The sequence below is a fragment of the Hyphomicrobiales bacterium genome (genome assembly GCA_017642935.1).
GTDB lineage: Bacteria > Pseudomonadota > Alphaproteobacteria > Rhizobiales > MH13 > MH13.
In genome coordinates this window covers 535,162-549,858 of sequence record JAEPOK010000002.1, presented here as the reverse complement: position 1 = coordinate 549,858, position 14,697 = coordinate 535,162, and the positions used below count along the sequence as shown (strand labels likewise).

Below are 14,697 nucleotides of genomic sequence, written 5' to 3'. Positions count from 1 at the left end.
ACTTTCCGGCATCGTCAGCAAAATGACACCGATGTCATAAACGGTGCATACAGCAAAAAACGCGCGCCAAGCGTGTAGCAAAACGTCTGGGAGGACGAGTTGGCAACCATCTACGATGTGGCGAAAGCCGCTGGCGTTTCGCCCAAGACCGTGAGCCGCGTCATCAATGGCGATGCCCCGGTGGGGGTGAAAACGCGCGCCAAGGTGGAAGCTGCAATCACGCAGATGGGCTACGTGCCCTCGCTCGCCGCCCGCACCATGCGCTCCAACCGCTCAGGGCTCATCGGCCTCATCACCGGCGCTATTTCGCTCGCGCCCGACAGCAGCGAGTTTGGTGGCCTACCCGATTTGATCATCGTCCAGCGGGTCCAGCGGGTCTTGGAAGACAATGGCATGTCGCTGCTCATCTCCGACACGGGCGGCAAGCAGGAGCGGATCGCCGACCTGATGCGCACCTTCACCGAGCACCGCGTGGAAGGCATGCTTTTTGTCGGCGACTATCACAAGCAAGTTGCGCTGCCCCCGGTGCCCGACGGGACCAAACTGGTCCTGGCCAACTGCTATGACGATGCCGGCACCCCTTGCGTTCTGCCGCACGATCGTTTGGGCCAAAAGATGCTGGTCGACGCGTTGATCTCCAAGGGTCACCGCCGGATCGCCTATCTTTCGCTGTCTAATGACATCGATGCCACCCGCCTGCGCACGGCAGGGTACTGCGATGCCTTGGAACAGGCCGGCATCGCCTTTGATCCAAACCTAGTGATTCCGGCCGACACCCGCATGAACGATCCGCAGGCCGAAGCGCAGCTGCTTTGGGATGCCATCGAGCGGGTGATGACCGACGCAACGCCCCCGACCGCCATCTGCTTTGGTAATGACCGCATCGCCTTGCGTGCCTACGGAATCCTGCGCTCACGCGGTCTCCAGGTGCCCGAGGACATTTCCGTCGCCGGTTTCGACAATCATCGCCTCATCGCTGAGACGCTCTACCCGCAGCTCACCACCGTCGAGCTGCCTTACGCCGCCATGGGCGTGAGGGCAGCGCACATGCTGCTCTCGCTCATCAAAGGCGAGGATGCACCCGCCGAGCCGCAGCTGGTCAGCGGCCCAGTGTGCTGGCGCGACAGCGTCCTGCCGCGCCCAGCCACCGTCACCAACATCGCCGACATCACATCCATAGGGAGGACACAACAATGAAAACGTCCAAGAATCATCTCACCAAAGCCCTCAGCGTGGTTGCGCTATTGGCGGCAAGCACAAGCCTCGCCCAGGCTCAGACCGAACTCAGCCTCTGGTATCATGGTGCTGGCAGCGCCAATGCTGAGGAACGGCTGGTCAATGAATTGGTGGATGAATTCAACGCCAGCCAGAGCGACTGGACGGTGGTGATCGAAACCTTCCCGCAGCTCGCCTACAACGACGCTGTTGGCGCCGCCGCCTTGGCCGGTGAACTGCCCGATATTCTTGATGTCGATGGTCCAGTGATGCCCAACTGGGCTTGGGCCGGATACATGCAACCGCTTGGGATCGATGAAAGCGTTCTGGAAGGCTTTTTGCCCGGTCCGATTGGCCGTTGGAACGGAGAGATCTATTCGGTCGGCCTTTGGGACGCTGCTGTCGCCATGACCACACGGCGCTCGACTTTGGAGCGCTATGGCATCCGCGTTCCGACCCTTGAGCAGCCTTGGACGGGTGATGAATTCACCGCCGCGCTGATGACCATCCGCGACTCCGGCGACTTCGAATACCCCCTTGATCTCGGCATGGCCTGGCGCGGGGAATGGTACCCCTATGCTTTCTCGCCGCTGCTTCAGAGCTTCGGTGGCGACATCATCGACCGCGAGACCTATCAGTCCGCCGAAGGCGTGCTGAACGGCGATGAAGCCGTCGCGTTTGGCGAATGGTGGCAGATGCTGTTTGAGGAAAACCTGGCGCCAGGCACCAGCCAGGACGCCGCTGACCGCGATGCCGGGCTTCTGAACGGCACCTACGCCATCTCCTGGAACGGCAACTGGGCTGCGCGCCCGGTGGTCGAAGAGTTCGGCGAGGATGCACTCTTCCTGCCCGCCCCCGACTTTGGAAATGGTTCCACTATCGGCGCCGCATCCTGGCAGTTTGGCGTGTCCGCAACATCTGAACACCCCGAGGGCGCCCTTGCTTTCATTGAGTTCGCGCTTCAGGACCGCTGGTTTTCAGCCTTTTCCGATGGCACGGGCCTGATCCCGCCGACCGCTTCAGCCGCGGCCGACAGCGAGTTCTATGCCCCAGGCGCTCCGCTGGAGGTGTTCTACGGCCTGTCGGAAGCCCAGGCGCTCGTACGTCCGGTCACACCTGGCTACATCGTCCAAGCTCGGATCTTTGAGGGCGCTCTGGCCGACATCGCCAATGGCGCTGACGTGGTCGATGCACTTGATGCAGCCGTCGATGAGATCGAATCCGACATCGAAGCCAACAATGGCTACGGCCACTAGAGCCCGTTAGGGCGCATGGTTTCCTCACGCTAACCAGCCCGGAGCCTTATCGGCTCCGGGCCAGGCGGCAAGGCGCGCATCATGGCATCCAAACTCACTCAATCGAACCGCGCCGGCTGGCTGATGGCAACGCCAGGCGTGGCGCTGATCGCCACGTTCATCATCCTACCCTTCTTCCTGGCCTTCGCCTTCTCGCTGACCAACCAACGCCTCGCCTCGCCCAACCCGACTGAATATGTCGGCTTTGAAAACTACCGCGAACTGTTAGGCCTGGCGGTCTTCACGCTGGAGCCGGAGCGCGATGAAGCAGGCGCGGTGGTGCGCGACGATGACGGAGCCATCGCCTATCCGCGCCTCAGAAACTTCACCCGCAACAACCCCGATTACCCCAACCTCCAGGGAAAACGCGAATGGTTCGGTTGGCAGTCGGGCGAGAACCGCGTGGTTGTTCTGGCCTCCGACGTGGTCTTCATGAAGGCGCTGGTAAACACGTTCTACTTCGTGGTCGTCGTTGCACCGGTTCAGGCCGGCCTGGCACTGGTTTTGGCGCTTTTGATCAACCAACGTCTGCGCGGCATCAACTTTTTCCGCACCATCTACTTCATGCCCGTTGTCGTCTCGATCGTCGTCGTGTCTCTGCTCTGGCAGTTCATCTATTCCCCCGGCGACGGACTGTTGAACAACATCTTGAGCTGGCTGAGTTTCGGCCTTTTCGAGCCGCGAGACTGGCTCGGCAACACCTCCACAGCATTACCGTCGATCATGGCCATGTCGATCTGGCAAGGCGTCGGCTTTCACATGGTGATCTGGCTGTCCGGACTTCAGACCATCTCGCCAACCCTCTACGAGGCCGCCGACATCGAAGGCGCCTCCAAATGGCAGAGCTTCCGCTATGTTACCTGGCCAGGCCTGCGGAACACGGCGGTTCTCATCCTTATCGTCATCACCATGCAGGCATTTGCCCTATTTGCTCAGATCGATGTGATGACCGGCGGTGGACCGCTCGACTCCACACAGGTCCTGGTTTTCCAGGCGGTCGAACGTGGCTATCAGCGCCAGGATATTTCCGGTGGCTCGACGATTTCGGTTCTTCTGTTCCTAATCGTGCTCAGCATCTCGCTCGTCCAACGCTACCTGACACGGGAGAAGCGGTAATGGCTGGCATCTCCCAGGATAATCACGGACTGCGCCTGGCAACGCGTTATGCAGTGCTTGTGCTCGTGGCAATCGTCTTCGTCTTCCCCCTGCTGTTCATGGCGATGTCGTCGCTGAAGCCGGACCAGCAATTGCTCAACGACACCAACAGCTTGCGGGCCTTCCTGCCGGTCGGCGATCTATCGTTGCAAAACTATTGGGATGCGTTTGAGCGCGCGCCCATCGGCGTGTTTGTGATGAACTCCGTGCTGGTCACGGGCACGACAGTGGTGCTGACGCTGTTCGTCTGTTCGCTGGCGGCTTTTTCCTTCGTGTTCCTGGAGTGGAAGGGCCGCAGCATCCTCTTCTCAATCCTGCTGGCAACGCTCATCATTCCCTATGAAACGATCTTCATTCCGCTATTGCTGATGGCCTCACAGCTGCCTTGGATTGGTATTGAGGGTTTTGAGATTGGCTGGCTTAACAGCTACCGCGTCCAGATCATCCCGTTCATTGCCGATGGCCTGACTATCTTCCTGTTCGTGCAATATTTCCGCGATTTGCCACGCGAACTGATCGAGGCGAGCCGCGTTGAAGGCGCTAGCTGGTGGACAATCTACCGCAAGATCGTCATGCCCCTGTCCGGGCCCGTGCTCGCCACCGCCGCGATCCTGAAATTCCTCTTCATGTACAACCAATATCTCTGGCCGCTGATGGTCGTGCAGGAAGAGGCGATCCGCCCGGTCATGGTGGGGCTTGGATACTTCACCGACCAGCTCAACGTGCCCTGGGGCGAGGTGATGGCCTATCTCACGCTCATCACCGTGCCGGTTCTTGCCTTTTATCTTGTTTTGCAACGCGCCTTCATCGCCTCGATCGCTTCGACCGGCGTCAAAGGCTAACGGATTTTCTTCATGACACTAAGCCTACCCGACAAATGGATCTGGGACAGTTGGTACGCTCACGACGGGCAGCGCTGGCACGTCTTCTTTTTGCAGGCCGACAAATCGCTCGGCGATCCGGAGCTGCGCCATTTCAATGTCAGCCAGGGCCATGCGGTCAGCGATGATCTCATCAACTGGGAGCATATGGGCACCTGCCTGAAGCCGACCGATCACATTGCCTGGGATGACTACACTACTTGGACCGGCAGCGTGGTGCAGGACGATCAAGGCCTTTGGCACCTCTTCTACACCGGCTCCTGCCGCGAAGAAGACGGCATGTACCAACGCATTGGCCACGCCACTTCAACCGATCTGCACAACTGGCAGCGGGTTGGCGACGGGCTCTGCCTTGATCTGCAAGGCCCCAACGCCAGCCACTACGAAGCCGATTGGGTCAAAGGCTATTGGCATGACCGCGCGATGCGCGACCCGTGGGTGATGCGCGATCCGGAGGGCGAGGGCTGGTTGATGTATTTCACCGCCCGCGTTCCAGGCCGCGATGAAGCCAACTCAGCTGGCGCCATTGGCTTTGCCACCTCGCCCAACCTCACCGATTGGACACTTCAGCCGCCGGTATTCGATGGCGGTTTTGGCCAATTGGAGGTGCCGCAAGTGTTTGAGCACCAAGGCCGCTGGTACTGCCTGTTCTGCACCCATGCCGACCATTTTTCCGCCGATCAGGCCAATCGAACACCCGGCGGCCCGGTGTCGGGCAGCCACTACCTTGTTGGCGACAGCCCACGCGGTCCCTGGCGCATTGCACCAGGATTCCTGGATGGTGCGCTGCCCGCCCGTCGCTATGCGGGGCGGATCGCCGATACACCCAGCGGCCTGATGATCATGGGCTTTGCCGATGGCGGACGCGAACATTTCAAAGGCTATGTGATGAACCCCGAACCGGTGAGCCTCGACGCGGATGGGCATCTGTTCATTCGCTATCAGGATCAGGCAGCCGAGTAAGACGGAGAGACTGGCAATGGCATCGTTGAAACTCACCAATGTGCGCAAAAGCTATGGCCGCATCGAGGTCATTAAGGGCGTGGATATCGACATTGACGACGGCGAGTTCGTCGTTTTCGTCGGGCCGTCCGGCTGCGGTAAATCAACGCTTCTGCGCATGATTGCAGGCCTGGAGGATATCACCTCCGGTACGCTGGAAATCGACGGCGAGGTGGTCAACGACTACGAGCCCAAGCGTCGCGGCATCGCCATGGTTTTCCAGTCCTACGCGATCTTTCCGCACATGACGGTGCGCGAGAACGTTGCCTTTGGCCTGACGATCAACAAGGCGAGCAAGGCCGAAAAGGATGCCAAAGTCGCCGAGGCCGCGCGCATCCTGCAAATGGAGCATCTGCTTGATCGTCGCCCCAGCCAGCTTTCCGGTGGCCAACGTCAGCGCGTCGCCATTGGGCGGGCGATCGTCCGCGATCCGAAGGTTTTTCTCTTCGACGAGCCGCTTTCCAATCTCGACGCTGCGCTGCGCATGGATATGCGCATGGAGATCGGCAAGCTGCACCAGGACCTCAAAGCATCGATGATTTACGTCACCCATGATCAGGTCGAGGCGATGACCTTGGCCGACAAGATTGTGGTGCTCAAGGACGGCAAGGTGATGCAGATCGGCTCACCGATGAAGCTCTACCATGAGCCGGCAAACCTTTTTGTTGCCGGGTTCCTCGGCGCCCCTTCCATGAACTTCCTGACGGTGACCGTCGACGCCGTTTCGGATGACCAGATCACCGTGCGCAATGCCTCCCTTGATCTGGTCTCCGTGCCGTCACGCGGGCGCTCTTTTGGCGTTGGCGACACCGCGATTTTGGGCGTACGTCCTCAATATCTCGCGCCCGCCGACCCTTCGAGCGCGATGTTGCACGGCACCGTCATGCTGACCGAACGCTTAGGCAGCGAAACGGTGGTCGATGTGAAACTCGCCGATGGCAGCAAACTGATCGCAACCCTTGGAGAAGATAAGATCTATAGAACCGGCGAACGGCTCGACTTCACCTTTCCGCCTGACATGACGCACCTTTTCCCGCAGGATGAAGACGCCAAGGATGCGGTGAAGACACTGGAAGCGGAAAAGGCGGCGTGAGCAAAACGACCCTGATCCTGGATGCTCATTGGCGCCAGATCGATGAACTCTTTTCCCGGCAAACTCTAGAAGCGCTGCATGATCAGTTTGATGTCGTTTGGGGCAAAGATGCGCCAATCCCAGCTGACCTGTTGGCCGATGCTTTGCCAAAGGCCTTCGCCTATGTCGCCGCCGAGCCGCAGGTGAGCGCCGAAACACTTGCTAAAGCTCCCAATCTCAAACTGGTCGCCGAAGTGTCAGGCCACTTTCCCGACACCATCGACTATGCCGCCTGCCAGGCACGAGACATTGAGGTCCTTTCCTGCGCGCCTGGATTTCGTCAGAGCGTTGCCGAGATGGGCGTGGCGATGGCGCTTTCACTCGGTCGTGGGCTGATCCGCGAGCACGAAGCCTTTCGCCGTGGTGATGAACGCTGGCTCGATGATTGCGCCGGCGAGGACATGACATTGTTTGGCGCGCCCATTGGTTTTGTTGGCTACGGCTCAATCGCACGTGAAGTCCATCGGTTGCTCGCGCCCTTTGACCCGAAAGTGAGCGTCTACGATCCTTGGCTGCCGGAAGATCGCGCACGGGAAGCGGGCGTGACTTTGATGGGCCTCGATGACCTGATGACGCAATCGCGCTGCTTGTTCATTGCGGCGGCGCCGACGCGTGACAATCTCCACCTGATCGACGGACCTTTGCTGGCAAAACTGCCGCAGAATGCCACCGTGGTGCTCATTAGCCGCGCGCATCTGGTGGACTTCGACGCGCTTCTCGCTGCTGCTGAAGCAGGCCACATAAAAGCGGCGATCGACGTCTTCCCCGACGAGCCCGTTCCCGCTAACCACCCAATGCGCAGATGCCCCAATACCGTCTTTTCACCGCATAGAGCAGCAGCCGTTGAAGGCGGCCGCCAGCTGATCGGCGACCTGCTTTTGAGGGACTTACAGCTGGTCTTAGACGGCAAAACACCCCGCCATTTCAATCGTGCAGCGACACTCGATGTCGCGGCACTTGCGGGCGTAGGTGACGCTAGGGCCGTCGAAGAACTGGCCGCAAATCGGTCCTAGCCGATCGGCTGGCAGGCTCGTTCGAGTTACATCCCATGCAAGGTAAACCGTTGATGTTACAACCTTAAATGGAAAGCATTAGAATTTCTGCACTTAACGCGTTCGTAATATTCCCTACAGGATAACTGCCTACAACATGGGCACTTATGGGTAGGGACATTTCAATGAAACGACACTCAATGGCGCTGGCATCAGCGCTTCTGGTAGCCGGCTTGACACAGACAAGCGGCACCGCCTTCGCCAACAACCCGGGCGCGGCGCCAAACCCCGAACGATTGATCAATGCGGCCTTTGTTGCCGAGACGCGTGAGTGGCTGGCCAGTCCCGTCGTCAGCATGTCGGTGGAAGCGCAGAACGCGGCACGCGGCTCACTTGATGTCGCCGCCATTGAGACCCTTGATCAGCAATGGCGCGCCGAGCGCGAGCAAGACGACAAACCGCTGATCGCCTCGACGATGTCGAGCCCGCTATCGACTTATCTCACGCGCGTCCAAGCCGGCGCACTGGGCCTGTTCACCGAGATTTTTGTCGTTGACGCCAACGGTTTGAATGTCGGCCAAAGCGCCATTACGGGCGACTATTGGCAAGGCGACGAAGCCAAGTTTCAGAACACGTTTCCAAACGGTCCCGATGCCGTTTTCATCGACGAAGCCGAGTGGGATGAGGATCGGCGCATCTGGCGTGCGCAGCTCAACCTTAGCATCCCAAGCGAGGACGGCACGCGTGCCATCGGCGCGGCCACCGTCGAAGTGAACCTGACCGAACTCCAGCGCCGTAGCGCCGGCAGCTAACCGACAGGACGCCTGATCATGATTTCCAATTTTTCCATTTCTAAAAAAGCCGGTTTTGCCTTTGTCGGTCTGGCTTTGATCGCCGCCATAGCTGGCACTGTTTCAATTCTCAGCATCCAAGAATCCCAACGGACCGCCGAGCAATTTATGGAGGTCAACACGTTTGCTCGTGACATGGAGGACCTGCGCAACGACATTCTCGATCAGGTTCTCGCCGCACGCACCTTCGTGATGACCGGCGACCAGAGCCTCGATGATCGCAGCCAAACGTTGAATGGCGACATCGCGGCCATCTTCAACGGTTTGGAGGCAGAGTCCGCCGATGTGGACACCCGTTTCACCGCCCGCGTTCAGGAAATTCGCGCGGCATGGCAAACCTGGTTTGCCGATCATGCTGAGGTCCAGTTTGCCCTGATGCGTGATCCGATGACCGTCGATCTTGCCCGCGCAATGGAAACAACCGGCCAAGGTGAAGCACTGCTTGACCCGATGTTCAACGCCTTTGGTGCGCTGGCATCCGACGTTGAGGTTCGCAACGGCGAACTGCTTGCCGACAAGAAGGCGGCGCTCTCCCGCGCTTCGCTTGTGACGATTGTCGGCAGCGCACTCATTACGCTGCTTGCTGCCCTGTTTGGCGCTCTGCACTATGTGATGATCTCACGGCCCATCCGTCGCCTGAGCGAGACTACCGAGCGACTGGCCAACGGTGAGACGGAACATGAAATCGGCTTCCGCGACCATGGCGATGAGATCGGCATCATGGCCGACGCGCTGCGTATCTTCCGCGACAACCTTTTGCGCACGGCCGCATTGGAAGAAGAAGCAAACGGCGAGCGCGAAAAGGCCAATGAGGAGCGCCGCGCCGTTTTGAACGACATGGCGGAGCGCTTTGAATCCACCGTGCTGACTGTCACTGAATCGATGATCGAGGAGTTTGACCGTCTCAATGGTTCAGCCACGGAAATGTCCGGTCTGGCCGAATCGACCGCCGAACGTTCGCAAAGCGTTGCCAACGCCTCGGCCGACGCCACCAACAACGTCAATACCGTTGCCAGCGCCACCGAGGAACTGACGGCATCGATCGCCGAGCTCAACCAACAGGTGAACGGCGTGTCATCAGCAGCCGGCGATGCCGCCGGCGGCGTCGATCGCTCCAACCAGTCAGTGAGCCGTCTGCAAGAGGTGGTCGCGCGCATCGGTGACGTCACCAAGCTGATCACGGACATTGCCGAGCAGACCAACCTTCTGGCGCTGAATGCCACCATCGAGGCGGCACGTGCCGGCGAAGCCGGCAAAGGCTTTGCCGTTGTGGCCTCCGAAGTGAAGGCTTTGGCCGAACAGACCGGCAAAGCGACCGAAGAAATCGACGCTCAAATTTCGGAGATGAAATTGGCAGCCGATGATTCCATCGACGCCACGGCATCGGTCGCTGACATGGTCAAAGACATTGCCGAGCGCACATCGGCGATGGCTGCCGCCACCGAGCAGCAGAACGCGGCCACCGCTGAAATCGCCCGCAACGTCTCCGAGGCTGCCAACGGCACCTCAACCGTGACCAATGCCATGGGTGAGATGAGTGAGGCTGCCGCCAACACGGGTCAGATGAGTACGACGATGAGCGCATCCATTCAGGATCTGCACGGGCGCTCACAGTCAATGCGCGACGCGATGGGCGAGTTCCTCACCAAGATTCGCGAAGCCGCCTAGAACCAAAAACAGGGGGATCGTTGCACGACGATCCCCCTTTTCTGTTGCCCTTGCCTCTTGCCCGCTGACAGGCCACCCTGCAGGCGGGCCCGCGAATATCATCTGCGCGCCGATCACCACACACAATCGGCAAAGAAGCGCATGACCCAATTCGCCTATCAACTCTACAGCTCGCGCCAGTTTGGCCCACTCAGCGCCACGCTCAGCATGCTCGCCGAAATCGGCTACAGCGCCGTTGAAGGTTATGGCGCGCTGTTCACTGACGGTGAAGCCCTCAGCGACCTGGAAGCCGGCCTGGACGCCACGGGGCTTGCCATGCCCACCGGGCATTTCGATCTGGCTCTGATTGAGGCCGATCCGAGCGCCGTCATCGCGATCGCAAAACGCTTTGCCATGACGTCGGTGTTTGCGCCCTTTTTGGCACCGGAAGACCGGCCTAATGATGCGGACGGGTGGCGAGGCTTTGGCCAAAAGCTCGCCGAGATCGGCAAACCGATCACCGATTCTGGACTGACCTTTGGCTGGCACAATCACGCTTTTGAGTTTCACCAGCAGCCTACCGGCGAATTCCCCATGGCGTTGATCCTGGAGGCCAGCGATCATGTTATGTTGGAGTTCGATATGGCCTGGGCCCATATCGCGGGCCAGGACCCCGCCGCATGGCTCGACCGCTACGGGTCGCGTGTCGCCGCCGCCCACATCAAAGACATCGCGCCGACCGGCCAAAAGATGGATGAGGACGGCTGGGCCGATGTCGGTCAAGGCATCATGGATTGGCCCGGTATCTACTCCAAGCTGAAGGCGCTCGGCGTGCCGGCACTGGTTGTCGAACATGACAACCCCGCCGATGATCGCCGCTTTGCCAGCACATCTTTGGCGGCGCTGCGCGCTTTCGACGCCACCTGAACCACCAAGGACTGTTCGATGACAACGCGCAACCTTGAACGCCTTGGCGTTGGTATCATTGGCTGCGGAAGCATTGCCTCGACATATTTGCGGCTCGCACCCCTGTTCCGCACCATAGACGTACGCGGCGTTGCCGACATCAATCCTGCGGCTGCCGAAGCACGCGCCAACGAATTCGGTGTGCCAGCTATGAGCGTCGACCAGCTCCTGGCCGACCCATCCATCGCGATCATCGTCAACCTTACCATCCCGACCGCTCATGCCAGCGTCACCCGCAGCATTTTGGAAGCTGGCAAACACGCCTATTCCGAAAAGCCCTTCGTGCTCACCCTGGCCGAGGGCGAGGAGCTGCGCGCGCTATGCGAATCGACTGGCCTGCGCATCGGGTCAGCGCCGGACACGTTTCTCGGCGGCGCCCATCAGACCGCACGCCAAGCCATTGATGAGGGCGCCGTCGGCCGCATCGCGTCGGGCACCTGCCATGTGATGAGCCACGGGATGGAGCATTGGCATCCCAATCCGGATTTCTTCTACCAGCCGGGGGCCGGGCCGGTCCTCGACCTTGGACCCTATTACATCACCAACCTGCTGCAGCTCTTGGGGCCGGTGAGACAGGTGGCGGCGCTCACCACAGCCGCCAGTACCCATCGTACCATTAGTTCGCAGCCGCGCGCGGGCGAGACCATTCCCGTCGACACGCCGACCACGATCCATGCGCTTTTGGCGTTTGAGCAGGGCGCATCGATCACGCTCTCGGCAAGTTGGGATGTCTGGGGTCATCGCCACAAGCCGATGGAACTCTACGGCACCGATGGCTCGCTCTATGTCCCTGATCCGAACTTTTTCGGTGGTGCTGTCCAGAAGGTCGATCCGTCAGGCGGCACCACCGTTCTTTCAGACAGTGATCATCCCTTCGGTGTCGAACAGGAAGTGCATGGGGGGCAACCGCAAGCCAACTACCGCGCGGCAGGATTGGCCGATATGGTCGCGGCCATCCAGGAAAATCGCCCGCATCGCTGCGCCTTCGACCTGGCGCTTCACGCGGTCGATGTGATGGGGTCAATCCTGAATTCGGGTGAAACAGGAACCTTCATCACGCCATCAACGCGTTGCGAGCGACCGGCACCGCTTAGCGCCGATGAAGCCAAAGCGCTGCTTGCCTGACAAGGTTTGAATTAGGCCGCTGCGGCCACATTCTCCTCAGCCTGGTCGACTTTGTTGTCCTGGCTGCGGAGCGCCTCCATCACCTCTTTGGAGAACAGCATCGGGCCATCGAATTTGGTTCGTTTAGCAAAATACATCGCAGCATCGGACTGGCTTAGCAGCGTTTCCCAATCGATGCCGGGCTTGCCTACCGATACCCCGATGGACGGTTGCAGCAAGGCTTCATGATTGGCGAAGCGGATCGGGCGATTGCACGTTTCGCGAATGCGCTCGGCGACCAGGTTAGCGGCGGCTTGGGCGTTCTCGTCCACCACCAGGCAGACAAATTCATCACCGCCAATGCGCACGACATGATCGCTGGATCGCACGGCGCCCTGCAGGCGTTGTGCTGTCACTTTCAGCGCCCGATCACCATCCTTGTGTCCATGCGTATCGTTGAGCGCTTTGAAGTCATTCAGATCGAGATAGAGCACGGCAACATGTCCTGCCGCGATGGCCGAGCGAATGCCGGATTTGGCCAAGACACCATCGAGACCCGACCGGTTGAGCAGCCCGGTGAGCTGGTCTGTCGTCGCCACATGGTGGGCCCGTTCCAGCATCTTTGCCTGCTCGTGAAAATAGCGCGCCGCCGACAGGCAGATTGCAAAGATGCCGGCGCACACCAGCAGGATGAATGGCAAAACATCGGTGCGCAGCATGGTGCCAAGCTCGTGCGGCGTCCAAACCAATTGAGCGACCGGCGCGCCACTGGGGCCAGGCAGGGAAAGCGATGGTGGATCGACGGGCTCGGCGGTTGGGCGAATGGCATAGCCGCTGCCTTGCGTCATCCGTTCGATGGCCCGCAGCTCATCATCATTGAACTGGACGATCCCAACCAGGATCGGAAGGTTTTCGGCGATCGCGGGATCAACATAATCTGGCGTGATCCATGCCGTTGTAATGGCACCGTGGACACCGTTCACCGCACCAACACCAGCGATGGACACATAGGATGAGGGGTCGTGGTTCGCCAGTTCCGACAGGAAGGGTGCCAGGCCAGCGACATCGAACTGCGATCGCGAGGCGATCTGTTCGGTCGCATCAAAGAGATGCAGAACCGCTTGATCGTGGGAAAGAATAACAAGCTGATCGAACAGCTCACTTTCAATGGCGCCAGAACCCATATGCTCATAGATCGCCGCCGCGTCACCCGCCTCGACAACCTCGTAGGCAAGCGACCAAAACGCGTAATCATTGGTCGATGCCTGCACCTGATCGACCGTTTCCGTGACCATCAGCTCAACCAAGTCGCGGGTCGCCTCGCGCTCAATCTCATTGATCCGCCCGGTCAACCAGAACAGCGACCATAAGATCATGCCAACGGCGACAACGCCGAGCACTGTCAGTTTGATAAAGATTGGCTGAGTGGCATGCGCCTTGGTCATGATCGGCTCCTTTTGGGAGCCTGCCTTCTATCCAACGCACCTTAAAGAACGGAAAAATGATGCCGGAAACAGGAGGCTATCCTTAGAGGATGCTAAAAGACCGGTTAAAGCCGATGACGCATCAAACAACGCGACGCAATACGTCGGCGCTTAGGCGTTGACGATCAGAAGAGGGAAAATGGAGCGGGCGATGGGATTTGAACCCACGACCCCAACCTTGGCAAGGTTGTGCTCTACCCCTGAGCTACACCCGCTCATGAGACGGCCAAGGGGTATCCCTCGAGGAGGGCATTGCCGTCTGCGAGGCGCTTCTATGCATCAACGGATCGGCTTTTGCAACCATGTTGTTACACCCATTGAAGCGCGGATTGCCGGCCTGCGCGATGAGGGTTGTCGCACCGAGCCGTGCTGGTTAGGGAAGCTGGTCTTTCACGCCGGAAATTCGACAAGAAACGTGCCATGACCGCTGCACATCACACCCGCCAAAGCCTGCTCTCCCAGCTTGATGCCTGGGGGATCAAGACCAAAACAGTCGATCACGAACCGCTGTTTACCGTTGAACAGTCCACCAAGGTGCATCGCGAAGTCGACGGCGCGCATACCAAAAACCTCTTCCTGAAAGACAAAAAGGGTGCGCTTTTCCTGGTGACGGCCGAACACGCCACGCAAGTGAACTTGAAGAACCTGCACAAAAAGCTCGGCTGCGGCAGGCTTTCCTTCGGCAACGCCCAACTCATGGAAGCTCATCTTGGCGTGACGCCGGGGTCGGTTACCGCACTCGCCGTCATCAACGATGTCGATCACACAGTCACGTTCGTGCTTGACGCCAATCTGATGAATGCTGCCATCATCAACGTCCATCCGTTGGAGAACACGGCCACCACGTCGATTGCCCGCGATGATTTGCTCGCCTTCGTTGAAAAGACCGGCCACGAGGTTCAGATCGTCGACCTTGAAAGCGATCTGGTCGACAGCGCCTGAGCCGCCTTGTAGAAGGCCGAATAAGGCCCAT

The 14,697-nt window shown here is 59.5% G+C and carries 13 protein-coding genes and 1 tRNA gene; 12 read left to right on the top strand and 2 right to left on the bottom strand.

Annotated elements, in window-relative coordinates:
* Positions 1 to 99: 99 nt before the first annotated feature.
* From JJ917_11985 to JJ917_11935, 11 genes are all read left to right on the top strand, one after another.
* Positions 100 to 1,197 carry a LacI family DNA-binding transcriptional regulator gene (locus JJ917_11985; GenBank protein ID MBO6699543.1) on the top strand — a complete coding sequence of 366 codons (1,098 nt, stop codon included), beginning with the start codon at positions 100 to 102 and terminating at the stop codon, positions 1,195 to 1,197.
* A complete protein-coding gene (locus JJ917_11980) occupies positions 1,194 to 2,471 on the top strand; it encodes an extracellular solute-binding protein (protein ID MBO6699542.1) in 1,278 nt (425 codons plus the stop codon). Before JJ917_11985 ends, JJ917_11980 begins: the two co-directional genes overlap by 4 nt.
* 81 nt (positions 2,472 to 2,552) lie before the next feature.
* Complete coding sequence (locus tag JJ917_11975; GenBank protein ID MBO6699541.1) at positions 2,553 to 3,626, top strand: sugar ABC transporter permease; 1,074 nt, start codon at positions 2,553 to 2,555, stop codon at positions 3,624 to 3,626.
* Complete coding sequence (locus tag JJ917_11970) at positions 3,626 to 4,507, top strand: carbohydrate ABC transporter permease (GenBank protein MBO6699540.1); 882 nt, start codon at positions 3,626 to 3,628, stop codon at positions 4,505 to 4,507. The genes JJ917_11975 and JJ917_11970 overlap by 1 nt, the downstream gene beginning before the upstream one ends.
* 12 nt (positions 4,508 to 4,519) lie before the next feature.
* Positions 4,520 to 5,509 carry a hypothetical protein gene (locus JJ917_11965; protein ID MBO6699539.1) on the top strand — a complete coding sequence of 330 codons (990 nt, stop codon included), beginning with the start codon at positions 4,520 to 4,522 and terminating at the stop codon, positions 5,507 to 5,509.
* 16 nt (positions 5,510 to 5,525) lie between these two features.
* Entirely contained in the window at positions 5,526 to 6,641 is a 1,116-nt protein-coding gene (gene ugpC, locus JJ917_11960; GenBank protein MBO6699538.1) for a sn-glycerol-3-phosphate ABC transporter ATP-binding protein UgpC, read from the top strand.
* Positions 6,638 to 7,693: a hydroxyacid dehydrogenase gene (locus tag JJ917_11955; protein MBO6699537.1), complete on the top strand. Its 1,056-nt coding sequence runs from the start codon at positions 6,638 to 6,640 to the stop codon at positions 7,691 to 7,693. Before ugpC ends, JJ917_11955 begins: the two co-directional genes overlap by 4 nt.
* Positions 7,694 to 7,857: 164 nt before the next feature.
* Complete coding sequence (locus JJ917_11950) at positions 7,858 to 8,484, top strand: hypothetical protein (GenBank protein ID MBO6699536.1); 627 nt, start codon at positions 7,858 to 7,860, stop codon at positions 8,482 to 8,484.
* 18 nt (positions 8,485 to 8,502) lie between these two features.
* Positions 8,503 to 10,191 carry a HAMP domain-containing protein gene (locus JJ917_11945; protein MBO6699535.1) on the top strand — a complete coding sequence of 563 codons (1,689 nt, stop codon included), beginning with the start codon at positions 8,503 to 8,505 and terminating at the stop codon, positions 10,189 to 10,191.
* 141 nt (positions 10,192 to 10,332) lie between these two features.
* On the top strand, positions 10,333 to 11,097 hold the full coding sequence (locus JJ917_11940; GenBank protein MBO6699534.1) for a sugar phosphate isomerase/epimerase: 765 nt from the start codon (positions 10,333 to 10,335) through the stop codon (positions 11,095 to 11,097).
* A gap of 18 nt (positions 11,098 to 11,115) precedes the next feature.
* Positions 11,116 to 12,261, top strand: a complete 1,146-nt coding sequence (locus JJ917_11935; protein ID MBO6699533.1) for a Gfo/Idh/MocA family oxidoreductase — start codon at positions 11,116 to 11,118, stop codon at positions 12,259 to 12,261.
* An 11-nt stretch (positions 12,262 to 12,272) separates the two neighbouring features.
* On the opposite strand, the gene JJ917_11930 is transcribed toward JJ917_11935, so the two are convergent.
* Both JJ917_11930 and JJ917_11925 read right to left on the bottom strand, forming a co-directional pair.
* Positions 12,273 to 13,685 carry a GGDEF domain-containing protein gene (locus JJ917_11930; GenBank protein ID MBO6699532.1) on the bottom strand — a complete coding sequence of 471 codons (1,413 nt, stop codon included), beginning with the start codon at positions 13,683 to 13,685 and terminating at the stop codon, positions 12,273 to 12,275.
* A gap of 179 nt (positions 13,686 to 13,864) precedes the next feature.
* Positions 13,865 to 13,939, bottom strand: a tRNA-Gly gene (locus JJ917_11925).
* A gap of 205 nt (positions 13,940 to 14,144) precedes the next feature.
* Between JJ917_11925 and JJ917_11920 the strand changes: the two genes are divergently transcribed.
* The gene (locus JJ917_11920) at positions 14,145 to 14,666 is read left to right on the top strand and encodes a prolyl-tRNA synthetase associated domain-containing protein (GenBank protein MBO6699531.1); all 522 of its coding nucleotides are present in this window, start codon (positions 14,145 to 14,147) and stop codon (positions 14,664 to 14,666) included.
* Positions 14,667 to 14,697 lie beyond the last annotated feature (31 nt).

Coding starts and splice junctions, on each gene's coding strand:
- JJ917_11980 (MBO6699542.1), top strand. CDS start 1,194: ATGAAAACGTCCAAGAATCATCTCACCAAAGCCCTCAGCGTGGTTGCG.
- JJ917_11975 (MBO6699541.1), top strand. CDS start 2,553: ATGGCATCCAAACTCACTCAATCGAACCGCGCCGGCTGGCTGATGGCA.
- JJ917_11970 (MBO6699540.1), top strand. CDS start 3,626: ATGGCTGGCATCTCCCAGGATAATCACGGACTGCGCCTGGCAACGCGT.
- JJ917_11965 (MBO6699539.1), top strand. CDS start 4,520: ATGACACTAAGCCTACCCGACAAATGGATCTGGGACAGTTGGTACGCT.
- ugpC (MBO6699538.1), top strand. CDS start 5,526: ATGGCATCGTTGAAACTCACCAATGTGCGCAAAAGCTATGGCCGCATC.
- JJ917_11950 (MBO6699536.1), top strand. CDS start 7,858: ATGAAACGACACTCAATGGCGCTGGCATCAGCGCTTCTGGTAGCCGGC.
- JJ917_11945 (MBO6699535.1), top strand. CDS start 8,503: ATGATTTCCAATTTTTCCATTTCTAAAAAAGCCGGTTTTGCCTTTGTC.
- JJ917_11940 (MBO6699534.1), top strand. CDS start 10,333: ATGACCCAATTCGCCTATCAACTCTACAGCTCGCGCCAGTTTGGCCCA.
- JJ917_11935 (MBO6699533.1), top strand. CDS start 11,116: ATGACAACGCGCAACCTTGAACGCCTTGGCGTTGGTATCATTGGCTGC.
- JJ917_11930 (MBO6699532.1), bottom strand. CDS start 13,685: ATGACCAAGGCGCATGCCACTCAGCCAATCTTTATCAAACTGACAGTG.
- JJ917_11920 (MBO6699531.1), top strand. CDS start 14,145: ATGACCGCTGCACATCACACCCGCCAAAGCCTGCTCTCCCAGCTTGAT.